We start from the raw sequence: 19,786 nt of genomic DNA on the forward strand, positions 1-19,786 counted from the left end.
CCTTGCTCAGGTCAATCGAGATCATCAGTGTGGCTGTTATTGCCGCTCTCAAAATTCAATCCGTGTTTGCGCAGCTTGTCATGCAAGGTCTTGCGCGGCACACCCAGGGCTTCGGCCAGGCTGCGCATTGAGCTGTGAGAGCGTTCGAGTTCGGCGGCAATCAGGCTCTTTTCGAACTGTTCAACCTGCTCGCTCAGCCCGCCCGAAATCTCGGGCATGGACGCCTGCATGGCCTCGTCATGGCTTTCATCGAGGGCCAGCTCCAGCCCAAGAGCAAAACGCTCGGCGACGTTCTGCAGTTCGCGCACGTTGCCAGGCCAAGTATGGCGCAGTAACAGCGCACGCTGTGCCGGCTGCAGCACATTGGGGGGCATGCCATGGCGGATGCTGGCTTCGTCGGCAAAGTATTTGAACAGCATCAGCACGTCTTCACCCCGTTCGCGCAAGGGTGCGATGCGTAACGGTGCAACGTTGAGACGGTAATACAAGTCAGCGCGGAACCGGCCCTGATCGGCCGCCTGGCGCAAGTCTTCCTTGGTGGCGGCGATCACCCGGATATCCAGCGCAATCAGTTGGTTGCCCCCCAGGCGCTCGACCACCCGCTCTTGCAGCATGCGCAGTAACTTGACCTGAACGTCCAGGCTCATGCTTTCAATTTCGTCGAGAAACAGCGTGCCGCCATTGGCAAATTCGAACTTGCCGATACGGCGTTTTTGCGCACCGGTAAAGGCTCCGGGTTCATGACCGAACAGCTCGCTTTCAACCACCGATTCGGCCAGCGCACCGGCATTGATTGCCACGAACGGGCCGTTGCGGCGGCTCGACAAGTCATGCAGCGCGCGCGCAACGACCTCTTTGCCAGAGCCGGTTTCGCCCAGAATCAGCACATCGGCCTTGGTCGCCGCCAAGGCACCGATTTGCTCACGCAGGCGCAACATGGCCGGTGACAGGCCTACCAGGCGTGTGCTCAATTGCTGGCGATCGCTCAAGGCCAGGCGCAGGCTGCGGTTGTCCAGCACCAGGGCACGCAGGGCCAGTGCCCGACGTACGCTGTCGAGCAAGGCGTCGCTGGCGAAGGGTTTTTCAAGAAAGTCGTAGGCGCCGGCACGCATGGCCTGCACGGCCAGCGGGACGTCACCATGGCCGGTGATCAGCAACACGGGCAGATCCGGGTCCTGGCCGTGCAACTGGGCCAGTAACTCAAGGCCGTCCATGCCCGGCATACGGATGTCACTCACCACGACGCCTGGCCAGTTGCGTTCAATGCGCTCGGCCAGACCGCTGGCTTCGGCCAGCGGCAACACCTTGAGGCCCGCGAGGTCGAGGGTTTGATACAGCGCCTGGCGCAGGTGCGGGTCATCATCGATCAGGATGATCTGAATGCGCGGATCGATGGGTTGGCTCATGACCTGGAGTCCTCGGGTGCTTGCAAACTGACGCCTGGCGCGCCTGCGCGCAGTCGCAGGGTAATTAACGCGCCGCCTTCCTTATGGTTGGAGAACAGCAACTCGCCTCCAAACCCGCGGATCAGGGTGTCGCATATGGCCAGTCCCAGGCCAAGCCCCTGAGTGCGGGTTTTGGTGGTGTAAAACGGCTCACCGGCGCGGCCCAGCGCCTCCATGCAAAAGCCTGGACCATTATCGCGAATGTACACAGTGACGCCTTCTGCGGTGGATTCGGCACTCAGCCACAAGCGTCGCGGCGGCCCTTTTTCGGTCAAAGCATCGAGGGCGTTGGCCAGCAAGTTGCCCAGCACCTGACGCAAACGGGTTTCACCGGCCTCGACCCACAGCGTGGCTGCGGGCAAGTCGCGAATCAGTTCGACTTCCATGCTGCGTCGACGCTTGGCCAGCAACGCCAGGGCATCATCCAGTGCCGGTTGCAGGGCGACGCTTTCCGGTGCATGCCGATCGCGGCGGGCAAAAGCACGCAGGTGGGCAATGATCGAGGCCATGCGCCCGGTCAGTTCGTTGATCAGCTTGAGGTTGCCGCGGGCATCATCAATACGCTGGTGATCGAGCAGCACCTCGGCGTTTTCGGCATAGCTGCGGATGGCCGCCAAAGGCTGGTTCAGCTCATGGCTGATACTGGCGGACATAGTGCCCAGCGCTGACAGTTTGCCCGCCTGCACCAGATCGTCCTGGGCACGCACCAGTTCCTGTTGCGCATGCTCGCGCTCCAGCACTTCTTCACGCAAACGCCGGTTGAGCCCTTCCAGGTCGCTGGTCCGTTCTGCCACGCGCATTTCAAGTTCGCGACGGGTCTTGGCTTCAAACGCGATGCGATCCAGGTAGTGGCGCCGGCGTTGCATCATCAAACCAATCAGCAGCATGACCACCAGCAAGGTGGCTCCGCCAATGGCCAGCACCGTGCGCACGGGGCGATCGATCAGCGTTCGCGGGGCAAGAATATTGACGCTCCAGCCTGTCTCATCGATCTTCTGGGTCTGAACCAGCCAGGCATTGAAATCGAGTTTGAGCGGCTTTGGGTCTCTAGTCGGGTAAGGCAAGACTGCAAAAATGGCCTGGCGCTCTTCTTCCGACAGCTCACGGGTCGCTCTGAAGCGCCATTCTGGCCGCGAAGTGAGGATTACCACGCCATAGTTATCTGTCATCAACAGTTGTTCAGGTGTCTTGCCCCACAGCTGCTCGGTGTGGTCCAGGTCAACCTTGACCACCAGCACGCCCATTTTTTTATCGCCATCGAGCACGGGGGCAGCAAAGTAGTAACCGCGCTTGCCGGAGGTAGTGCCCAGGCCAAAAAAACGCCCCAGCTTGCCTTCCATCGCCTCGCTGAAATACGGTCGAAACGCGAAGTTGCGCCCGATAAAGCTGTCGCTCTTGTCCCAGTTCGAGGCGGCCAGGGTGTCGCCGTGAGCATCCACCAGGTACATGACTTCAGCGCCCGTCTGGTTGCTGATTTCATTGAGCAACTGATTGGCTTTGGCCAGGTTCAACGGGTTTTCGGGGTCGGCCAGCAGGGCTTGCAATGCCGGCAGCTCGCCGAGAATTTGCGGCAGCACTTCGTAGCGGTGCAACGTCCCCAGCAAGTTGGCGACATACAGATCAAGCGTCTGCCGGTTCTGGCTGGTCAGCTCACTGCGGTAATAGCGCTCGGCCAAATGCTGCAGGGGCCACAGTAAAGGCGCCAGACACAACGCAAGTAAGGCCAGGCTGCGCCAGCGGGGTCTGCGAGGAGCTGAGGGATTTGTGATCATCGGAAGAATGCGCCACTGAAGTACGGTGCATTATGCCTAGCCTCATGGGGCGTGTAATGGGGATAAGGTGAATCCCCGGCGAGAGACGTCGACCCGCAGGCATGTCGAGCGTGTCATGGGGGCTGAATGTCAGGATTGATCCGGTTGGGCCGTGACTTCACCGAAGTACCAGCGTTGGCTAATGCACGCGTTCCCGTTTGCCTCAAACCCTTTGCACTCAAACGTCAGGCCGACGCACTGCATGCCGGGAGGAATCTTCAGTCCCCATTGCTCGGCCAGGTTGTGACCGGTTATGCACAGGCTGTAGCCGTATTGATCGTGCGAGGGCTGCGTATGAGTGCGGTGATAGTCCGCATCGGTATAGATGCACACTTCACTGGAGAACATATCGGGCAACGAGATTGAAGCCACGATTTTGCAACCGGAGGCATTGTCAGGACGGGCGTCTATCAGGTGCTGACACGCGTTGATCAGGTGCTGGGCGCACTGGCTGCGAATGGCGTCGGTCGCTTGCTTGCCTTCAACCATCGTCGCCAGGACGGGGATCTTGAAATTGTAATAGCGCGCAGCTTGAGCCAGGTCATCGGGGAAATAGCCTTTGAAACTGTTCGCCCAGCGAGCCACGGCCCTGAGCCGTCTTGGAATGCCCCGGACTTTCTTGTTGCTGAATGCTATTTGCCGCATGTCGTGTAACTCGCAAAGGTGAATGCTGTGTTCTGAAGAACACCGACCCTAACCGAATTCATGGGTATAAAAAGTTAACTTCGAATAAACAGATGTTTCTGACTTTGTCTGTGTATGGATCTTACAAAATCGACGAGTGCGGCCAGGAGAGCAGTTCAGTCTTGCTCGATCAGGCACTCACTCAAGGCGCGGCGCCAGTCGGGCAGGATGATGTGCCATTCGCGTTCCAGACGGCCACAGTCGAGCCTCGAGTTCAGCGGTCGCGGCGCAGGGGTCGGGTAAGCGCGGGTGGGGATGGCTTCGAGGGTTGCGCACGGTTTGCCTTGGGCGATCAAGTCTTCGGCAATGGCCTGGGCAAAACCAAACCACGACGTTTCACCCCTGGCCGTGAGGTGATAAGTGCCCCAGGCACCGGCCTCACCGGCGTGCCAACGCTCGATCAAGGCTCGTGTACTTTGGGCTAATGTGCCGGCCCAGGTCGGTGCGCCGATCTGATCCGCCACCACGCGGACTTCGGGTCGTTGTTGCAGCAAACGCTGAAGGGTCAGCAGGAAGTTTTTGCCATGGGTGGAATACACCCAGCTGGTGCGCAAGATCAGATGTTGAGCGCCGGTCGCGGTGATTGCGCGTTCGCCCATCCACTTGCTCTTGCCGTAGACACCCAGCGGGTTAGGTGTGTCGTTTTCGGTATAGGGTGCTGTTTGGGTGCCATCGAACACGTAATCGGTGGAGTAATGAATCAGCGGGATGCCCAATGCACCCGCTTCTTCAGCCAATACGCCAGGCGCGGTGCCATTGATTGCATACGCCAGCGCCGGTTCGCTTTCAGCCAGATCCACCGCGGTGTGTGCGGCGGCGTTAATGATCAGGTCGGGCGTGTGTGCCCGCACCTGAGCACGGATTTGCGCGGGCTGGTTCAGATCAAGCGTGTCGCGGCCCAGCACAATCAGTTCGCCAAGTCCGGTCAGGTGCTTTTGCAGCTCGATTGCCACTTGCCCTGTTTTGCCGATGACGAGGATTTTCAAGGGCGCTGCGGGCTGCTTCATGCCATCAGATCCCGCGGAGCAGTGAAGCCCAGGCGCTGGCCCTGATAGCTGCCGTCCTGAACGTGCTTGCACCAGTCAAGGTTATCCAGATACCACTGCACGGTTTTGCGCAGGCCGGTTTCGAAGGTTTCTTCGGGCACCCAGCCCAGTTCGCGCTCGATCTTGCTGGCGTCGATGGCATAACGTCGGTCGTGACCGGGGCGGTCTTCGACAAAGGTAATCAGGTCGGCAAACTGTGCAATGCCGGCGGGACGCTCTGGCGCGAGTTCATCAAGCAGTGAGCAAATACGGCGTACCACGTCGATGTTCTTTTGCTCATTGTGGCCACCAATGTTGTAGGTCTCTCCAACGACACCCTTGGTCACGACATCGAGCAGGGCACGGGCGTGGTCCTCAACGAACAGCCAGTCGCGTACTTGCTGGCCATCGCCATACACGGGCAATGGTTTGCCGGCCAGCGCGTTGAGAATCACCAGCGGGATGAGTTTTTCCGGGAAATGAAAGGGCCCGTAGTTGTTCGAGCAATTGCTCAGCACCACCGGCAAACCGTAGGTGCGGTGCCAGGCCCGCACCAGATGATCCGAAGCCGCTTTACTGGCCGAATAGGGCGAGCTGGGTGCGTAGGGTGTGCTTTCGCTGAACCGCTCATCGACACCGTGCAGGTCGCCATACACTTCGTCGGTCGACACATGGTGGAAGCGGAACGCGCGTTTGGCGGGCTCCTCAAGGGTCATCCAGTAAGCGCGAGCGGCTTCGAGCAAGCTGTAAGTGCCCACAATGTTGGTCTGGATGAAATTCGAGGGGCCATCGATGGAGCGGTCAACGTGCGACTCGGCCGCCAGGTGCATGATCGCCTGGGGCTGGAAGCGTTGAAGCGTCGCGCTCACGGCGGCTTGAACGACGATATCGGCCTGAACGAATTCGTAGCGGGTATCGGTGGCGATACCCTGCAACGATTCAAGGTTACCGGCGTAGGTCAGCTTGTCGAGGTTAAGCACCTCGTGCCCGGTGTTGTTGATCAGATGACGGATCAGGGCTGAACCAATGAAACCGGCCCCGCCAGTCACTAAAATGCGCATGTGGATAATCCTTGATGCCCAGGCAGTCGTTAAGCGTTCGAGGCCTAGCTTGTGGGGATACAGGAAGGGGTGCAAGTCGACGTGACCGGGGGGCTTCAGAGGTTGACCAAAGGCCGCGACGACGAGGGTGTCTAATATCGATTTATATCGGTAAAATATTAAGTTAACGAGGGATAATTTGTTTTCTGGCCTTTAACTATAGATTTTTATCGATAATTAAAGCCTTCCTCATTGACGCAGATCCTGCCGGCGTCCACAGTTTTGTGCCTGTCCTGATCGCCGTCCTGACCTTTACGGCCCGATCAAACCCTTCGACGGTTACCTGGAGTCCTGATTGTTATGACCACTTTGCATAGTTCGCCGCGCGCTGACGGTTTTTACATGCCGGCTGAATGGGCTGCACAGACCCAGACCTGGATGATCTGGCCAGAGCGTCCGGACAACTGGCGCTTGGGCGGCAAACCCGCACAGGCAGCGCACGCCGCTGTGGCCAAGGCCATTGCGCGCTTTGAGCCGGTGACCGTAGGTGTCTCGGCCGGCCAGTACGAAAACGCCCGTGCCCAACTCGACGTGCCGAATATTCGCGTGGTCGAAATGTCCAGTGACGACGCGTGGGTCCGTGACAGCGGGCCGACCTTCGTGATCAACGACAGCGGTGAAGTACGTGGCGTGAATTGGGATTTCAATGCGTGGGGCGGCTTTGACGGCGGCTTGTACGCGCCGTGGAACCGCGATCAACAAGTGGCCAGCAAGGTACTGGAGATCGAGCGTTGCCCGCGCTACTACACCGAAGGTTTTGTGCTCGAAGGCGGTTCGATCCATGTGGATGGCGAAGGCACGCTGATCACCACGGCTGAGTGCCTGATGAACCGCAACCGTAACCCGCACCTGTCTCGTGAAGAGATCGAAGACGTGCTGCGCATGCAATTGGCTGTGGATAAGATCATCTGGCTGCCGGACGGCTTGTTCAACGACGAAACCGACGGCCATGTGGATAACTTCTGCTGCTACGTGCGTCCGGGTGAAGTGTTGCTGGCCTGGACCGATGACGAACTCGATCCGAACTACGGGCGCTGCCAGGCGGCCATGAACGTGCTGCTCAACAGCACTGACGCCAAGGGTCGGCCGTTCGTGGTGCATAAAATGCCCATCCCGGGGCCGATGTACGCCACTCAAGAAGAGTGTGATGGCGTGGACAAGGTCGCCGGTAGCCAGGACCGCAATCCGTCGGAACGGCTGGCCGGTTCTTATGTGAACTTCCTGATCGTCAACGGCGGCCTGATTGCGCCGAGCTTTGACGACCCGATGGACGCCGAAGCCAAGAACATCCTGCAAAACCTCTTCCCTGACCATGAAGTGGTCATGGTGCCGGGCCGTGAACTGTTGCTGGGCGGTGGCAATATCCATTGCCTGACCCAGCAACAGCCCGCGCCGCACAAGGCGTAAGGCCGTTTAACCCGCATTCCCGCCTTCTCCCAAAGGGAGAGGGGGGATGCGGGCTTTAGAACTTGTACGTACCCGTCATCACCAGGCTGCGCGGTTCGCCCGGCATGATCTGTGATGCACTGGTGGCCGAGGCATAGTAATCACGGTCGGTCAGGTTGGTCAGCGCTCCCCTCACATCCCAGTCTTTTTCGCGATAGCCCGCCAGCGCATCCCAGCGCCCGTAACCCGACAAGACGACAGTGTTCAGGTTGTCGGCATAACGTTGCCCCACCAGCGTCAGGCCCGTTTCGGCGTACCAGCCCATTTCCGGTTTCCAGGTAATAAACAGGCTGCCATTGCGCTTGGCCACGCCGTTGATGCGTTTGCCTTCGAAACCATTGTTGTCCTTGACCACGGTTGCGTCCTGCAGGCCAATGCCGCCGCGCATGTACCAGTTGCCACCGAGTTTGCCGTTGGCCGTCAGTTCAATACCGCGCGAGCGTTGCAGCCCGGAAAGCAGGGTAATGGTCGGATCGTCCGGGTCCTTGGTGCGACGGTTGTAGAGTTCCAGCTCATACACGGCCAGCGTGGTACTCAGGCGATCCCCCATCCAGTCGCTTTTCACTCCGACCTCTTTCTGCTTGGTCAGCTCCGGGCTCAGGTCATTGGTGTTGCCGGCAGCTCCCGGGGTGATGCCGATCAAGCCGCCGCCTGCCGGGGAAAACGTTTTGGTCCACGATGCGTAAAACGAGTGATTTTCCAGCGGGGTCCAGACCACACCCAGACGCGGGCTGGTGCTGTGGCTTTTGCGCTCTTCAGAGATTTCTTTCAGGTTGTTGGTGGACTCGATATCAAAGCGGTCATACCGCAAGCCGGCCAGCACCTGCCATTGATCGTTGAGGCGAAGCTGATCCTGAACGTACAGGCCCTGGCTTTCGACTTCAGTGTGGTTATCGCTGGATATCAGCATCGGCCCGGTTGGGCGCAGGTGGCGGTCCGGGTTATACACATCGACCGCCGGTACACCCTTGGCACTGTAGAGTTTCGGGTCCCGACGCTGGTTGCCGATTTCCAGCCCTGTCAGCAAGCGGTGCTCCAGACCGAACGTGTCAAAGCCGCCTTCGATCTCGATGTTATTGAAGATGTTGCGGGTGCTCATGTCCTGCTGCCAACTCTGGCGATTGACCTTGTTGATGATGGGGTCGTAGCCGGTCAGGTAAGTGTTGTCGAACTGACTGTCGAGCTTGAATACGCCCAGGGTATGACGCAGTTGCCAGTTGTCGCTTAATTCATAGCTCAGGCGCGAGCGCAGGTTCTGGGTTTTGTCATCGATAAAGTCGTTTTGCCCGCCGTACGACGTGCCACGGCTGACATCGGCGGGACGTCCGTTGATGCTCGGGATACCGCGATCAGGGGTGCGGTTGTAGCGGCTGTATTCGTACTGCACCAGCCAGTTCAGATCCGGGGTAATTTGCCAGCTTATCGAGGGTGCAAAAAGCTGGCGATTGCCGCTGACATGATCGCGAAAACTGTTCTTGTCCTCATTGCCCATGTTCAGGCGCAGGCTGACGGTGTCGCTCGGGTCCGCGCTAAGGTCGGCGTACAGGCTGCGCAAATCTTCGCTGCCTCCCTGGGCCTGAACACTCGATTGACGCCCGAATTGCGGCATTTTGCTGACGCGGTTGATGATTCCGCCCTGACTGCCCCGGCCATACAACACGGCCGCAGGCCCTTTAAGGACCTCAATGCGCTCGATGTTATGCAGGTCGCGCACGTATTGACTGTCGTCGCGAATGCCATCGAGATAAAAGTCGTTGCTGGCGTCAAAACCACGAATGCGCAGGCTGTCGAAGCGGGTATCGGCGGTGCTGCTGACGTTGGGAATCCCGCTCAGGGCTTCGCCCAGACTGTTGATCCCGTAATCGAGGACGTTGCTGGTTTTCACGGAATCGATGGCTTGCGGTACATAGCGCGCCGGAGTTGACGTGCGGGTGGCGGTGGTGACGTCTTTGACCCGCGGGTCATCGGCCTCGGCTTCGCTGGCATTGATCGACAGTTCGGGAAGCACGGTAGCAGCGGTGCCGAATCCGGCGTACAGCAAGGCGCACAGCCCCAGATTCAAGGGCGTTAAACGGCGAGGGGAAAGCATGGTTGAGAAGTGTCCGGGCGGTTGAGAGGGGGGTTATATTTTTTAGGGCGCGAATGGTAATGGTTCTTGTTAGTTGGTGGTAAGTATTACCATTTGCGCTACCTGTAAATATGTATCTGTTTGTTTCTATCTCTTCCGGATCTCACCACACCGGATTCGCCCGGTTCGCGAAACAGACTAAAAGCCATACCGGCGTTTTTCCGCTCACCTCGCAAGGCTAGGCTAGTGCTCTGATTTATTGATTCTGCGGAGCAAGCCATGACTGCGACACCCGTCCTGCATTACATCTACGATCCCCTGTGTGGTTGGTGCTATGGCGCCAAGCCATTGATCGACGCGGCACGCGGCATTTTGCCGGTCGTTGCCCACGGCGGCGGGATGATGACCGGCGCGCAACGCCAGCCGGTGTCCGCTCAACTGCGCGACTACGTGATGCCTCACGATCTGCGTATCGCGCAGTACACCGGGCAGCCCTTTGGCGAGGTGTATTTCGAGGGTTTATTGCGCGACACCACGGCGGTGTTTGATTCGGCGCCGCCGACCACTGCGGTGCTGGCCGCTGAACAGTTGGGCGGACGTGGCCTTGAGATGCTGGGGCGTTTGCAAACGGCGCACTACGTAAATGGCCGGCGCATTGCCGATCACGACGTGCTGATGGCGGTGGCTGTTGAGATGGGCCTGGAGGCCGACGCATTTCGAACGGCATACGATGCGATGAGTGGGGAGGTAACCCAGGCGCACTTCAAGGCCAGTCGTCAGCTGTTGTCACAGGTCGGTGGCCAGGGCTTTCCGACGGTTGTGCTGGAACAGTCCGGTCAGTATCAAGTCATCGACCTGGGACCCTATCTGGGCAAGCCCGAAGCATTTACTGCCTGGCTGCGCCAGCGCGAAGGCGTAAGCGCAGAACGCGAAGGTGTTTGCGCCCCAGTCTGCGGTCTGGATGGTTGCGAATAACCCTCCAGGCTACTTCGGGAAAAGTTTTGAAGTTTTGTACCAAGTAACGAATTTTTCACGAAATTGACACCTTGCCTTCACGGCGGCTAGGATTCCCGCCAACGCCTGTGGCGATAAGCCATGCACCAAACTTTGCGAAAGACCTGCATCGAGTCTTCGAGCGGGTCTTTTTTGTTTATGTGAAGCAACCACCACTCAATGTTTCAGCTTGAAACCCACAGCGCGCCTTTATTCAGAAATAAGGAAAATAAAATGTTGAACAAACGGATAGGTTTGCTTGCATTGGGCGTGCTTAGTGCCACCCAGGCCATGGCCAACGATCAAGCTGATGCAAAAGGTTTTGTCGAAGACAGTCATCTGAACGTGCTGGCGCGTAACGCGTATATCAGCCGCGACTATAAAAACCATCAACAAGATAAAGCCGAATGGGGCCAAGGCTTCCTGGGTACATTTACCTCGGGCTTTACCCAAGGCACCGTCGGTGTGGGTGTGGATGCCTTCGGCATTTACGCGCTGCGTCTTGATGGCGGTGGCGGCAAGAGCGGTGCAGGTGGCATCGACTTCTTCAAGCAGGGCGACAGTGGCAAGGCGGCTAACGACATTGCCAAGGCTGGCGCGGCTGTCAAGTTTCGCGTATCCAACACCGTGCTCAAATACGGTGATCAGATGCCTGCGCTGCCGGTGCTGATGTATGACAACTCGCGCCTGATGCCAGAGAGCTATACCGGCACGCTGTTGACCTCCAAGGAAATCGACGGCCTGGAACTCAACGTCGGTCGCTTCACCGCAGAGTCGCGTAAAAGTGCCGAAGCCCGCGACAGCGGTGACCTGAAAAGCATCAACGTGTTTGGCGGCAGCTACAAGTTCACCGAGAACCTGTCGGCGTCGCTGTACGCTTCCGAAATGGAAGACGTATTGCGCAAGCAGTACCTGGGCGTGACTTACGCGATCCCGCTGCAAGACAAACAATCGCTGACGTTTGACTTCAACGGCTACCGCACTCACCTCAACGAAGACTTCGCCCGTGACGAGCTCAAAGTCGACGGTGATGACAACAAGATCTGGAGCCTGGGTGCCACCTACGCCTTTGGCGCGCACTCGTTGTTGCTGGCCTACCAGAGCAGCACCGGTGAGATCGGCTACCCGTACGGCGGCTACCGTAACGCCGGCGGTATCGGCGATGGCGGCAACACCATCTTGCTGGCCAACTCCTACTGGTCCGACTTCAATGCCAAGGACGAGCGTTCGTGGCAGCTGGGTTACGGCTTCGACTTCGGTTCCGTCGGCATCCCGGGCCTGACCTACAACATCGCTTACGTACGCGGCAGCAACATCGACGACGGTTCAGGCCGTGGCCGTGGTACCGAACGCGAAATCTTCAACCAGGCCAAATACGTTGTTCAAAGCGGCCCGGTCAAAGACCTGAGCGTGCGCCTGCGCGGTTCGTGGTTGCGCGTGTCGAACAACGCCAGCAACTACAACGTTGGCGGCAACGAAATACGCGTGTTCGTGGATTACCCGATCAGCGTGTTCTGATGCCAATGGCCTGTTAAACAGGCCGCACAGAACAACAAAAAACGCCCCGACTGGTTCGGGGCGTTTTTATTGGCGCGGACAACCACCTACCCGTGCTCCTGATCATCCAGCGCAGCGGATTGTCGTGCGCACTCGCGCAGCCAGTTCATAAACACCAGCAGGCGCTTGGGGACGATACTGAGCGGTGGATGCACCAGATAATAATCGTGGTGACCAGAACGGCTGAACCCGGCGAGGGGCAGCACGAGTTCGCCGCTATCAATGTGCTTCTGCACCAACTGCTGGCGGCCAATGGCAATGCCGGCGTGATTCAGGGCCGCTGTCACGCTCAGGTCCGAGCGGTCAAAGGTCAAGGTCCGTTTGGGCAGAGCCCCTAGCAGGTTGTGTTGTTCTGCCCACAGCGTCCATTCGGCATCGAAAGCCGCATGATCCCAGGCCAGAGCGTCATGCAGCGTGGTGCAATGCTTGAGGTTTTCCGGTTGCTCATACAGACGATGGCGCTCTGCATATTCAGGGCTGCACACCGGGGCCGACTGTTCGCGCATCAATCGATGGCTTTTCAGTCCGGGGAATTCGCCATTGGCGTAATACAGGGCCAAGTCAACTTTGCGGGTTCGGAAATCAACATTGTCATTGCCTACCCGCAGGTCCAGCGAGACCAGAGGATAACGCTCGACAAAATCGGCCAGCCTGGGCACCAGCCAGCATTGAGCGATCGAGGGCCGTACATAGAGGGCGATGGAGCCGGTAACTTCGACGCGTGAAGAGTGCTCCAGTGCTTCGGACAACTCGCCCATTGCATGCTGCAGCACGTCGAAGATGCGCTCGCCCTCATCCGTCAGGCTGACCTGGCGGGTCAGGCGCTGGAACAGCTTCATGTTCAACGCCGTTTCGAGTCGGCCGATACGGTGGCTGACGGCGCTGGCGGTCAAGCACAGTTCTTGTGCTGCCCGGGCGAAACTCAGATGACGAGCGGCGACCAGAAAGGTATGCAGGTTGGCGAACTGGCGACTGTCGAGCCGGGCGCTGATTCGAGGTGGAAGGTTAAGCACAGCGGTTTTCCCTCAAGCCAAAGGCTGACTTCTTACGGGATGTGGCAATGTGTGCATCTTGCCACATCCGCTTTGCGCTTGAGTCAGCCCAGCAACTCACGACCTTTGGCCAGGTAAGCGTCCATCTCGTCTGCAGGCACCATATTGCCCCCTGTGGCCCATATCAGATGGGTGGCGTTGTTCATGGCTTGCGGGCTCAAGCCTGCGCGGGTCAGATAGCCTTGCTGTTCGGCCTGCACCCTGGCAAAGCCGGGCACGCCCGCCAGCGCGGAAGGCTCAAGGCGCAAGCCTTCGCTGCGCTCCATCAGGGCCAGCAGGCTGTACATTTCTTCGTCACTGACGGTGTAAAAGCCGTCCAGCATGCGCTGCATGGCCTTGCCGACAAAACCGGAAGCCCGGCCAACCGCCAGACCGTCTGCAGCGGTCACGTTATCGATACCGAAATCCTGCACGCTGACTTCATCGTGCAGCCCGGTGTACACGCCCAGCAGCATGCAGGGTGAGTGAGTCGGCTCGGCGAAAATGCAATGCACGGCATCGCCGAAGGCCAGCTTCAAGCCAAAGGCCACCCCGCCCGGCGCGCCACCTACTCCGCAGGGCAGGTAAACAAACAACGGATGTTGTTCATCCACGCTGATCTGTGCCGCCGCCAGTTGTTGCTTCAAGCGTTCGCCGGCCACCGCGTAACCGAGGAACAGATTGACCGAGTTTTCGTCGTCGACGAAATGGCAGGACGGATCGGACTCCGCTTGCTGGCGACCCTGGGCTACGGCCACGCTGTAATCACTTTGGTATTCGACCACCGTTACACCGTGTGAGCGCAGCTTGTCTTTCTTCCATTGCCGGGCATCTGCCGACATATGCACGGTCACCTGAAAACCCAGTGCAGCACCCATGATGCCGATCGACATGCCGAGGTTTCCGGTGGAGCCGACGGCTATTTTGTACTGGCCGAAAAAGGCCCGAGCCTTGTCGCTGTGCAGCAGCGCGTAGTCGTCATCAAGGGTTAGCAGCCCCCCGGCCAGGGCCAGGTCTTCAGCCTGCTTGAGCACTTCATAAATCCCGCCACGGGCCTTGATCGAGCCTGAAATGGGCAGATGGCTGTCGCGCTTGAGCCACAGCGCGCCGTTGAGGCTTTGCCCGTAACGCTCGGCTAGCAATGGATGCAGATGCGTCATGGGCTGGATGTCGGACTCGATAATGCCAGCACTGCTCTCTGTTTCAGGGAAGGCCACCCGCAGGTAGGCCGCAAACCGGTCAAGGCGCGCGCTGGCGTCGGCGACATCCGCGTCAGTCAGCCCCGTATCGGTAAGCGCCTGTGCCACCGGCGCAACCCCAGGGTTGAACCAGGTGGTTTCTTGCAGCGCGATCAGCTCGCGAATCAGCGGGTAGCGGGTGCACCAGCTCTCAAGTGTTTTGCCCAAAATCATGTCGGCCTCCCTGTATTTTCATCCATTAAAGGGCATCGCTGCGCAGGCTGACAAAGGATGAATGTTCAAGGGATAGATGATGTGGGGTCATCTGTCGGGTGTGTGTGCAGGCCAAAGGCCTGCCTTGCGGTGCACTGAAGGACAAATGCAGGCGCGAGCGTGCTCGCTCCTGCAGGTGAAACTCAGCCGCCTGAGTGATTGGCGGTGAGCCTCAGAAATCCCAACGCGTCGTCAGCATAAAGTTGCGTGGCTCGCCATAGATCGCTGAGTTATAGAAGCCGATGTTGGTGTAGTAGTACTTGTCGAACACGTTGTTGACGTTGAGCGTGGTCGACAGGTTTTCCGTGAATTGATAGCGGGTCATCAGATCCACAACCCAGTAGGGTTTTTGCGAGAAATCTTCGTAGCGATCCTTGGGGCTGTTGTACATCTCTTGCCAGGCTGTGCTCTGCCAGCGTGCGCCACCGCCCACGGAGACTTTGTTCAGATCACCCTTGAGTTTGTAGATGGTGTAGAAGCTGAGCTGATCTTCGGGCTCGAAGGTCGAAATCTTTTTACCGGTGTCATCGCGCACCACCTTGTGGGTATATCCGGCCTGCAGGCTCCAGCCCGGGCTCAGCTCACCGGACACTTCCAGCTCGTAACCCTTGGTTTTCGCGGCGGTACCCTTGAAGGCGTAGTTGGGCGGGGTGGGTGACAGGTTGTTCCAGTCATCGTCGGGGGTGGGGCGGTTGCTTTCCTTGACTTCGAAGTACGCCAGGCTGGCGTTCAGGCGGCCATCGAAAAACTCGCTCTTGAGGCCGATTTCATAGTTTTCTCCCTCGTCCGGGTCCAGCATCTTGCTGTTGCGGTCCAGGTTGTAGAACTCCTGAGGCATGAACACATCGGTGTAGCTGGCATACGCGGTCAGGTAGTCGGTGAGGTCATAGGTGATGCCAGCGTACGGAATCAAACGCCCTGACTCGCGGTAGGTATTGGTTGTACCGGTCAGGGTGTAGTCGACCACTCGCCCGCCCAGGAAGAGCTTCAAGTCATCGGTGATGTTCAGGCGCGTGGTGGCGTAGATGCCCGTCTGGCGCACGGTGTCATCGCTGATTTGCGACGCACGGCCCCAGTCAGGTTTGGCCAGGTGCCCGTTCCAGTTGAAGTAATCGACCAGGTTGGGTGTGGCGAACGTGACGTCCCAGTAACCTTTGCCTTTCCAGTTCGCGGTACTGATCGAGCCGCCCAGCACCAGTTCATGCTCTCGCCCCAGAAAATCGTAGGGGCCGCTGACATAAAGGTCGGCCGCATCGCTGGTGGTTTCGCCCTTGTAACGTTGAGCGTTGATTGTGGCGGTGCCATCAGCTGCGGGCTGGTTGAACTGGATCGCTCCCAATTGGGCATCGTAGCCATTGAGCTTGTGGTCCAGTTGCAGCTTGCCCACCCAGCCACTGCCCAGATCCTGTTCCAGGGTCGCGAAGACGGTGCGGGTGTATTGCTGCCAACTGCTCCAGTCGGTGGCATTGCTGAATGAGCGCTTGGCATCGTTGATCTCACCCGCATAGTTGTAGAGCGGAAAGCTCCCCGACCACGTAGAGCCCTGGGGTTTGTTGTCCTGATAGTCGGCACCCACGGTCAGCAATGTGTCGGGCGTCAGGTCAACTTCAAGGATGCCGTAGAACACCGAACTCTGGTTCGAGTAGCGGTCGATGTACGACTGCCTGTCTTGATAGGCCGCCACGGCGCGACCGCGGACATTACCGGTTTCGGTCAACGGGCCGCTGAGGTCCACTTCGGTACGGTAGTTGTCCCAGGAGCCGGCGCCTGCGGTGATATGGCCATGAAATTCGTGGGTGGGTTTTTTGCGCACCAGGTTGATGGTGCCCCCCAGGGAGCCTGCCCCGCTGAGCAGGCCGGAGGCGCCTTTGAGTACCTCGATCCGGTCATAGATCGCCATGTCGCTCAGGGTATTGCCCGCCGAATAAGCGACGTTACGCACGGCGGAGGGAATCCCGTCGTACTGGAAGTTATTGATCGAGAATCCGCGGGAGTAGTAGTTGGTCCGGTCCGTGTCATAGGCCGATACGGTAATGCCGGGGGTGTGGCGCATCACGTCGTCGACATTGTCGAGCGCGAAATCATCCATGTGCTGACGGGTGATCACGCTAATCGATTGCGGCGTCTCGCGGGGTGTGAGCACCAGGCGGGTGGCCGTAGAAATGGCCCCGGGCGTGTAGGAGCCGGTGCCTTCGGTCACCGTGCCCAGCTGGTTGGTGATGACTTGAGTGGCCCCCAGTTGCAGCGCCTCTTCGGGGTTGCTGGCAACAAGAACATAGCCACCGTTGCTCTGACGCTGTGCTTGCAACCCGCTGTTGGCGAGCAGACGGTCGAGGCCTTCCTCGATGCTGTACGAGCCTTCTAGCCCGGCGGTGTTGAGGTACCGGGCCTGCTCGGTGTCGAACGAAATAGTGACCCCCGCTTGCACGCCAAATTGGGTAAGGGCCTTGCCCAGCGGGCCAGCGGCGACCTGATAAGCCGTCTGGCTTTGCGCGCAGGCCTGAGTGGACATCAGTGCCAGGCCGGACACGCTGGCGAGGGATACACCCAATACCGCCAGGCGAACAGCGCGCGTTATTTTAGTTGTGGCATTGAGGGGGAGCGGGGGCATTCGGTGATCCTTGCATGGTCATGGCAGAAACGCGCTGCGGTCGCGGCTTATGTCATTGACGGATGAGAATCGAAATCAGCAAGGTTAAAGGCCAAAGCATTTTGCGCGTTCGCTTATGCCGGTTCGATACTGACCCAGTAACGGGTCAGATAACGCACCTTCACCGGTAAGGTCTTACCCAGGTTCTCCAGAACCGTTTCGGTGTCATCGATCCGAAAAGCCCCCGAGATACTCAAGTCTTGAACCGATGTTGCACAGCGCAGTACACCCGGACGATAGCGTCCCAGCTCCTCGACAAAGTCCCCCAGCCGCCAGTCATCTACGCTCAACATGCCTTTGACCCAGGCGGTGGAGGCGGAAGGTAAACGCTCGATCTCACCGGCGGCATCGCGATCGAAAGTGACTTGTTGCCCGGCTTCCAGCCGCAGTTGAAGATCAATGTGCCTGAGGGGGTGAATTTCCACGGCCGATTGCTCTACGCCGACCCGCGTCTGACCGGGTAATTGACGCACGCTGAAGCGGGTGCCAAGGGCGCGTATGCTGCCGTCTTCGGTGTGCACGATAAATGGGCGCAGGCCCGGGTCCTTGGCGGTCTGAACCAGAATCTCGCCCCGGTGCAGACGGATCAACCGCTGTTTGGCATCGAAGAGGATATCCAGCGCCGTGTCGCTGTTCAGTTCCAGTTGCGAGCCATCGTCCAGGCGCAGCGAGCGCCGCTCCCGGGTACCGGTGCGGTGTTCAGCGAGCATCGAGCGATACGGTACGTGTTCAACCGCCAGCCATGTACTGCTGCCAACGGCCAGCAGCATGCCAAGCATTTTCAAGACATCACGGCGTTGAGCTTTCGCGGCATCCAGGCTGGAGAGGGCTGCTTTTGGCGGGATCATTGCCCATTGGCTTTGAAGCTTTTCGACCCGCGCCCAGGCGGCGGCGTGCTGCGGACAAGCCTGCAACCAAGCTTGCCAGGCCCGGGTCCGGGCCTCGCTGATGGCTCCGTCATTAAGCTGCACGTACCAGGTGGCAGCGGCCTCAAGCGTCTTCAAATCCGGAGCGCTGGACATCACTGTTCGACCAGCAGCAGGCAGCGGGTCATGGCGCGAATCAAATGGTTTTTGACCGTGGTGACCGATACACCGAAACGTTCAGCGGCGGCAACGTAGCTCAAGCCTTCGAGTTGCACCGCCAGAAAGATCTCACGCGTCCGGGACCCCAGCTCATCGAGCAGGTCGTCGATCGAGATCAGCGTTTCGATGATCGACAGGCGCACCTCTGGCGAAACATCCACAGGCTCCGGCCTTAATGCCAGCGCCTGCAGGTAAGCCTGCTCAATGGTGCGGCGGCGGACCTTATCGATCAAAAGCGAACGGGCAATGGTACTCAGATAACCTCGCGGCTCGCGGATAGGCGCGTCATGGCGCGCCGTCATGACACGCAGGAACGTGTCCTGAGCAAGATCGGAAGCATCCGCCGTATTGCCCAGCCGGACGCGCAACCAGCCTTTCAGCCAACTGTTGTGATCGCGGTACAACCGATGGACCACGGAATGGTCGAGCGCCGACATGATAATGCCACCATGCGTAAATGGTAATCGATCGCATTATTGTGATGATGGCATTTTTATGCAAGTGGGTTTTCTAACTGGGCCGGTCGCTAACGAATAGCTGGCTGTGCATAAAATCGATAAAGGTCCGCAGTCTCAGAGAAAGATGTTTGCTGGAGGGCCACAAAAGTCTGAACACGCCGGTGTGAACCGTATAGTCAGCTAACACCTGAACCAGTTGCTGGTTCTTGATGGCGTTAGCCGTCATGAAGTCAGGCAGGCAAGCAATTCCCAAACCTGAACACGCCACATCGACAATCACTTCGGTGGTGTTGCACACCAGGGTCTGAGGCAGCTCGAAATCCGGCTCTGCAGTCTCAATGCGCAGCGGCCAAGACTCGACTTTCCCTGTCGAAGGAAACTTGTGCAATAAACATGAGTGTGCAGAGAGATCCGACGGCCGTTTGGGTACACCGTGCTGTGCGAGATAGTCTGGAGACGCCACAATCTGGAGCTGAAAGCTCCCCAGCCTTTTAGAAATCAAACGCGAATCACCCGGCTCACCTGTCCGCAATACAGCATCGAAGCCTTCCTCAATAACGTCGACCATTCGATCAGAGAAATCGATATCGAGTTCTATTTCGGGGTAGGCGCGCATGAATTGAATGATGACGGGCATCACCAGGCTGCTGACGAGAGGCAAGCTGATTCGCAATTTCCCCCTCGGTTGCTCGCGGGTATTGCTTAGCTCCATTTCGGCGGCTTCAAGCTCCGCAAGTATCCGTCGGCACCGCTCAAGAAACAGTGAGCCTTCCAACGTCAGGGCAATACTGCGGGTGTTGCGCTGGAACAGGCGTACACCGAGCTTCTCCTCCAGCCTGGCAATGCTTTTACCGACGCCAGAGGAGGAAATACCTAATCGTTTCCCGGCTTCTGTGAAGCTTCGGGTTTCAGCCACCAATACGAAGAGTGAAATGCTGCCAAGCGATTCCAAGGGCTGCCCTCACTGCGGACACCAGCGTCC

The 19,786-nt window shown here is 58.6% G+C and carries 15 protein-coding genes; 3 read left to right on the plus strand and 12 right to left on the minus strand.

All coding sequences use genetic code 11. The annotated features are described in order from the left end of the window. Positions 1-11: 11 nt before the first annotated feature. The 5 genes from AWM69_RS12200 to rfbB all read right to left on the minus strand — a co-directional run bounded on the left by AWM69_RS12200 (position 12) and on the right by rfbB (position 6,026). Positions 12-1,406 carry a sigma-54 dependent transcriptional regulator gene (locus AWM69_RS12200; RefSeq protein ID WP_131654835.1) on the minus strand — a complete coding sequence of 465 codons (1,395 nt, stop codon included), beginning with the start codon at positions 1,404-1,406 and terminating at the stop codon, positions 12-14. Beyond that, the gene (locus AWM69_RS12205; protein WP_131654834.1) at positions 1,403-3,217 is read right to left on the minus strand and encodes an ATP-binding protein; all 1,815 of its coding nucleotides are present in this window, start codon (positions 3,215-3,217) and stop codon (positions 1,403-1,405) included. The genes AWM69_RS12200 and AWM69_RS12205 overlap by 4 nt, the downstream gene beginning before the upstream one ends. A 129-nt stretch (positions 3,218-3,346) precedes the next feature. Next, the gene (locus AWM69_RS12210; protein ID WP_373274322.1) at positions 3,347-3,841 is read right to left on the minus strand and encodes a DUF3916 domain-containing protein; all 495 of its coding nucleotides are present in this window, start codon (positions 3,839-3,841) and stop codon (positions 3,347-3,349) included. A gap of 215 nt (positions 3,842-4,056) precedes the next feature. Then, positions 4,057-4,947, minus strand: a complete 891-nt coding sequence (gene rfbD / locus AWM69_RS12215; protein ID WP_218726956.1) for a dTDP-4-dehydrorhamnose reductase — start codon at positions 4,945-4,947, stop codon at positions 4,057-4,059. Then, entirely contained in the window at positions 4,944-6,026 is a 1,083-nt protein-coding gene (rfbB, locus tag AWM69_RS12220; RefSeq protein WP_218726958.1) for a dTDP-glucose 4,6-dehydratase, read from the minus strand. The genes rfbD and rfbB overlap by 4 nt, the downstream gene beginning before the upstream one ends. A gap of 339 nt (positions 6,027-6,365) precedes the next feature. Here rfbB and aguA point away from each other — a divergent pair, with 339 nt between their 5' ends. Then, a complete protein-coding gene (gene aguA, locus AWM69_RS12225; RefSeq protein WP_131654831.1) occupies positions 6,366-7,472 on the plus strand; it encodes an agmatine deiminase in 1,107 nt (368 codons plus the stop codon). A 55-nt stretch (positions 7,473-7,527) separates the two neighbouring features. Here aguA and AWM69_RS12230 read toward each other — a convergent pair whose 3' ends face one another. Further along, the gene (locus tag AWM69_RS12230) at positions 7,528-9,600 is read right to left on the minus strand and encodes a TonB-dependent siderophore receptor (RefSeq protein WP_218726959.1); all 2,073 of its coding nucleotides are present in this window, start codon (positions 9,598-9,600) and stop codon (positions 7,528-7,530) included. A gap of 258 nt (positions 9,601-9,858) precedes the next feature. Between AWM69_RS12230 and AWM69_RS12235 the strand changes: the two genes are divergently transcribed. Both AWM69_RS12235 and AWM69_RS12240 read left to right on the plus strand, forming a co-directional pair. Further along, positions 9,859-10,554 carry a DsbA family protein gene (locus tag AWM69_RS12235; RefSeq protein ID WP_218726961.1) on the plus strand — a complete coding sequence of 232 codons (696 nt, stop codon included), beginning with the start codon at positions 9,859-9,861 and terminating at the stop codon, positions 10,552-10,554. Positions 10,555-10,806: 252 nt separating this feature from the next. After that, the gene (locus tag AWM69_RS12240) at positions 10,807-12,090 is read left to right on the plus strand and encodes an OprD family porin (protein ID WP_131654828.1); all 1,284 of its coding nucleotides are present in this window, start codon (positions 10,807-10,809) and stop codon (positions 12,088-12,090) included. 86 nt (positions 12,091-12,176) lie between these two features. Here the strand turns inward: AWM69_RS12240 and dsdC are convergent, their stop codons facing one another. The 6 genes from dsdC to AWM69_RS12270 all read right to left on the minus strand — a co-directional run bounded on the left by dsdC (position 12,177) and on the right by AWM69_RS12270 (position 19,756). Then, positions 12,177-13,142: a DNA-binding transcriptional regulator DsdC gene (gene dsdC, locus AWM69_RS12245; protein WP_218726962.1), complete on the minus strand. Its 966-nt coding sequence runs from the start codon at positions 13,140-13,142 to the stop codon at positions 12,177-12,179. 83 nt (positions 13,143-13,225) lie between these two features. Continuing rightward, positions 13,226-14,572, minus strand: coding sequence for a D-serine ammonia-lyase (gene dsdA / locus AWM69_RS12250; protein WP_218726964.1), 1,347 nt, complete (start codon positions 14,570-14,572; stop codon positions 13,226-13,228). A 211-nt stretch (positions 14,573-14,783) separates the two neighbouring features. Beyond that, positions 14,784-17,222, minus strand: a complete 2,439-nt coding sequence (locus AWM69_RS12255; RefSeq protein ID WP_218726965.1) for a TonB-dependent siderophore receptor — start codon at positions 17,220-17,222, stop codon at positions 14,784-14,786. Positions 17,223-17,335: 113 nt separating this feature from the next. Further along, positions 17,336-18,283 (minus strand): FecR domain-containing protein, encoded by a 948-nt coding sequence (locus AWM69_RS12260; RefSeq protein WP_218726967.1) that lies wholly within the window; start codon positions 18,281-18,283, stop codon positions 17,336-17,338. Next, positions 18,283-18,783, minus strand: a complete 501-nt coding sequence (locus AWM69_RS12265; protein WP_048383904.1) for a sigma-70 family RNA polymerase sigma factor — start codon at positions 18,781-18,783, stop codon at positions 18,283-18,285. The genes AWM69_RS12260 and AWM69_RS12265 overlap by 1 nt, the downstream gene beginning before the upstream one ends. A gap of 73 nt (positions 18,784-18,856) precedes the next feature. Then, entirely contained in the window at positions 18,857-19,756 is a 900-nt protein-coding gene (locus AWM69_RS12270) for a LysR substrate-binding domain-containing protein (protein WP_218726968.1), read from the minus strand. Between the last annotated feature and the right edge of the window lie 30 nt (positions 19,757-19,786).

Source organism: Pseudomonas sp. D1HM, from assembly GCF_019266105.1.
Classification (GTDB): domain Bacteria; phylum Pseudomonadota; class Gammaproteobacteria; order Pseudomonadales; family Pseudomonadaceae; genus Aquipseudomonas; species Aquipseudomonas taetrolens.

Excerpts from the sequence above, each read along its gene's own strand:
- AWM69_RS12200 (WP_131654835.1), bottom strand. The coding sequence starts at position 1,406 with ATGAGCCAACCCATCGATCCGCGCATTCAGATCATCCTGATCGATGAT.
- AWM69_RS12205 (WP_131654834.1), bottom strand. The coding sequence starts at position 3,217 with ATGATCACAAATCCCTCAGCTCCTCGCAGACCCCGCTGGCGCAGCCTG.
- rfbD (WP_218726956.1), bottom strand. The coding sequence starts at position 4,947 with ATGAAGCAGCCCGCAGCGCCCTTGAAAATCCTCGTCATCGGCAAAACA.
- rfbB (WP_218726958.1), bottom strand. The coding sequence starts at position 6,026 with ATGCGCATTTTAGTGACTGGCGGGGCCGGTTTCATTGGTTCAGCCCTG.
- aguA (WP_131654831.1), top strand. The coding sequence starts at position 6,366 with ATGACCACTTTGCATAGTTCGCCGCGCGCTGACGGTTTTTACATGCCG.
- AWM69_RS12230 (WP_218726959.1), bottom strand. The coding sequence starts at position 9,600 with ATGCTTTCCCCTCGCCGTTTAACGCCCTTGAATCTGGGGCTGTGCGCC.
- AWM69_RS12235 (WP_218726961.1), top strand. The coding sequence starts at position 9,859 with ATGACTGCGACACCCGTCCTGCATTACATCTACGATCCCCTGTGTGGT.
- AWM69_RS12240 (WP_131654828.1), top strand. The coding sequence starts at position 10,807 with ATGTTGAACAAACGGATAGGTTTGCTTGCATTGGGCGTGCTTAGTGCC.
- dsdA (WP_218726964.1), bottom strand. The coding sequence starts at position 14,572 with ATGATTTTGGGCAAAACACTTGAGAGCTGGTGCACCCGCTACCCGCTG.
- AWM69_RS12255 (WP_218726965.1), bottom strand. The coding sequence starts at position 17,222 with ATGCCCCCGCTCCCCCTCAATGCCACAACTAAAATAACGCGCGCTGTT.
- AWM69_RS12260 (WP_218726967.1), bottom strand. The coding sequence starts at position 18,283 with ATGTCCAGCGCTCCGGATTTGAAGACGCTTGAGGCCGCTGCCACCTGG.
- AWM69_RS12265 (WP_048383904.1), bottom strand. The coding sequence starts at position 18,783 with ATGTCGGCGCTCGACCATTCCGTGGTCCATCGGTTGTACCGCGATCAC.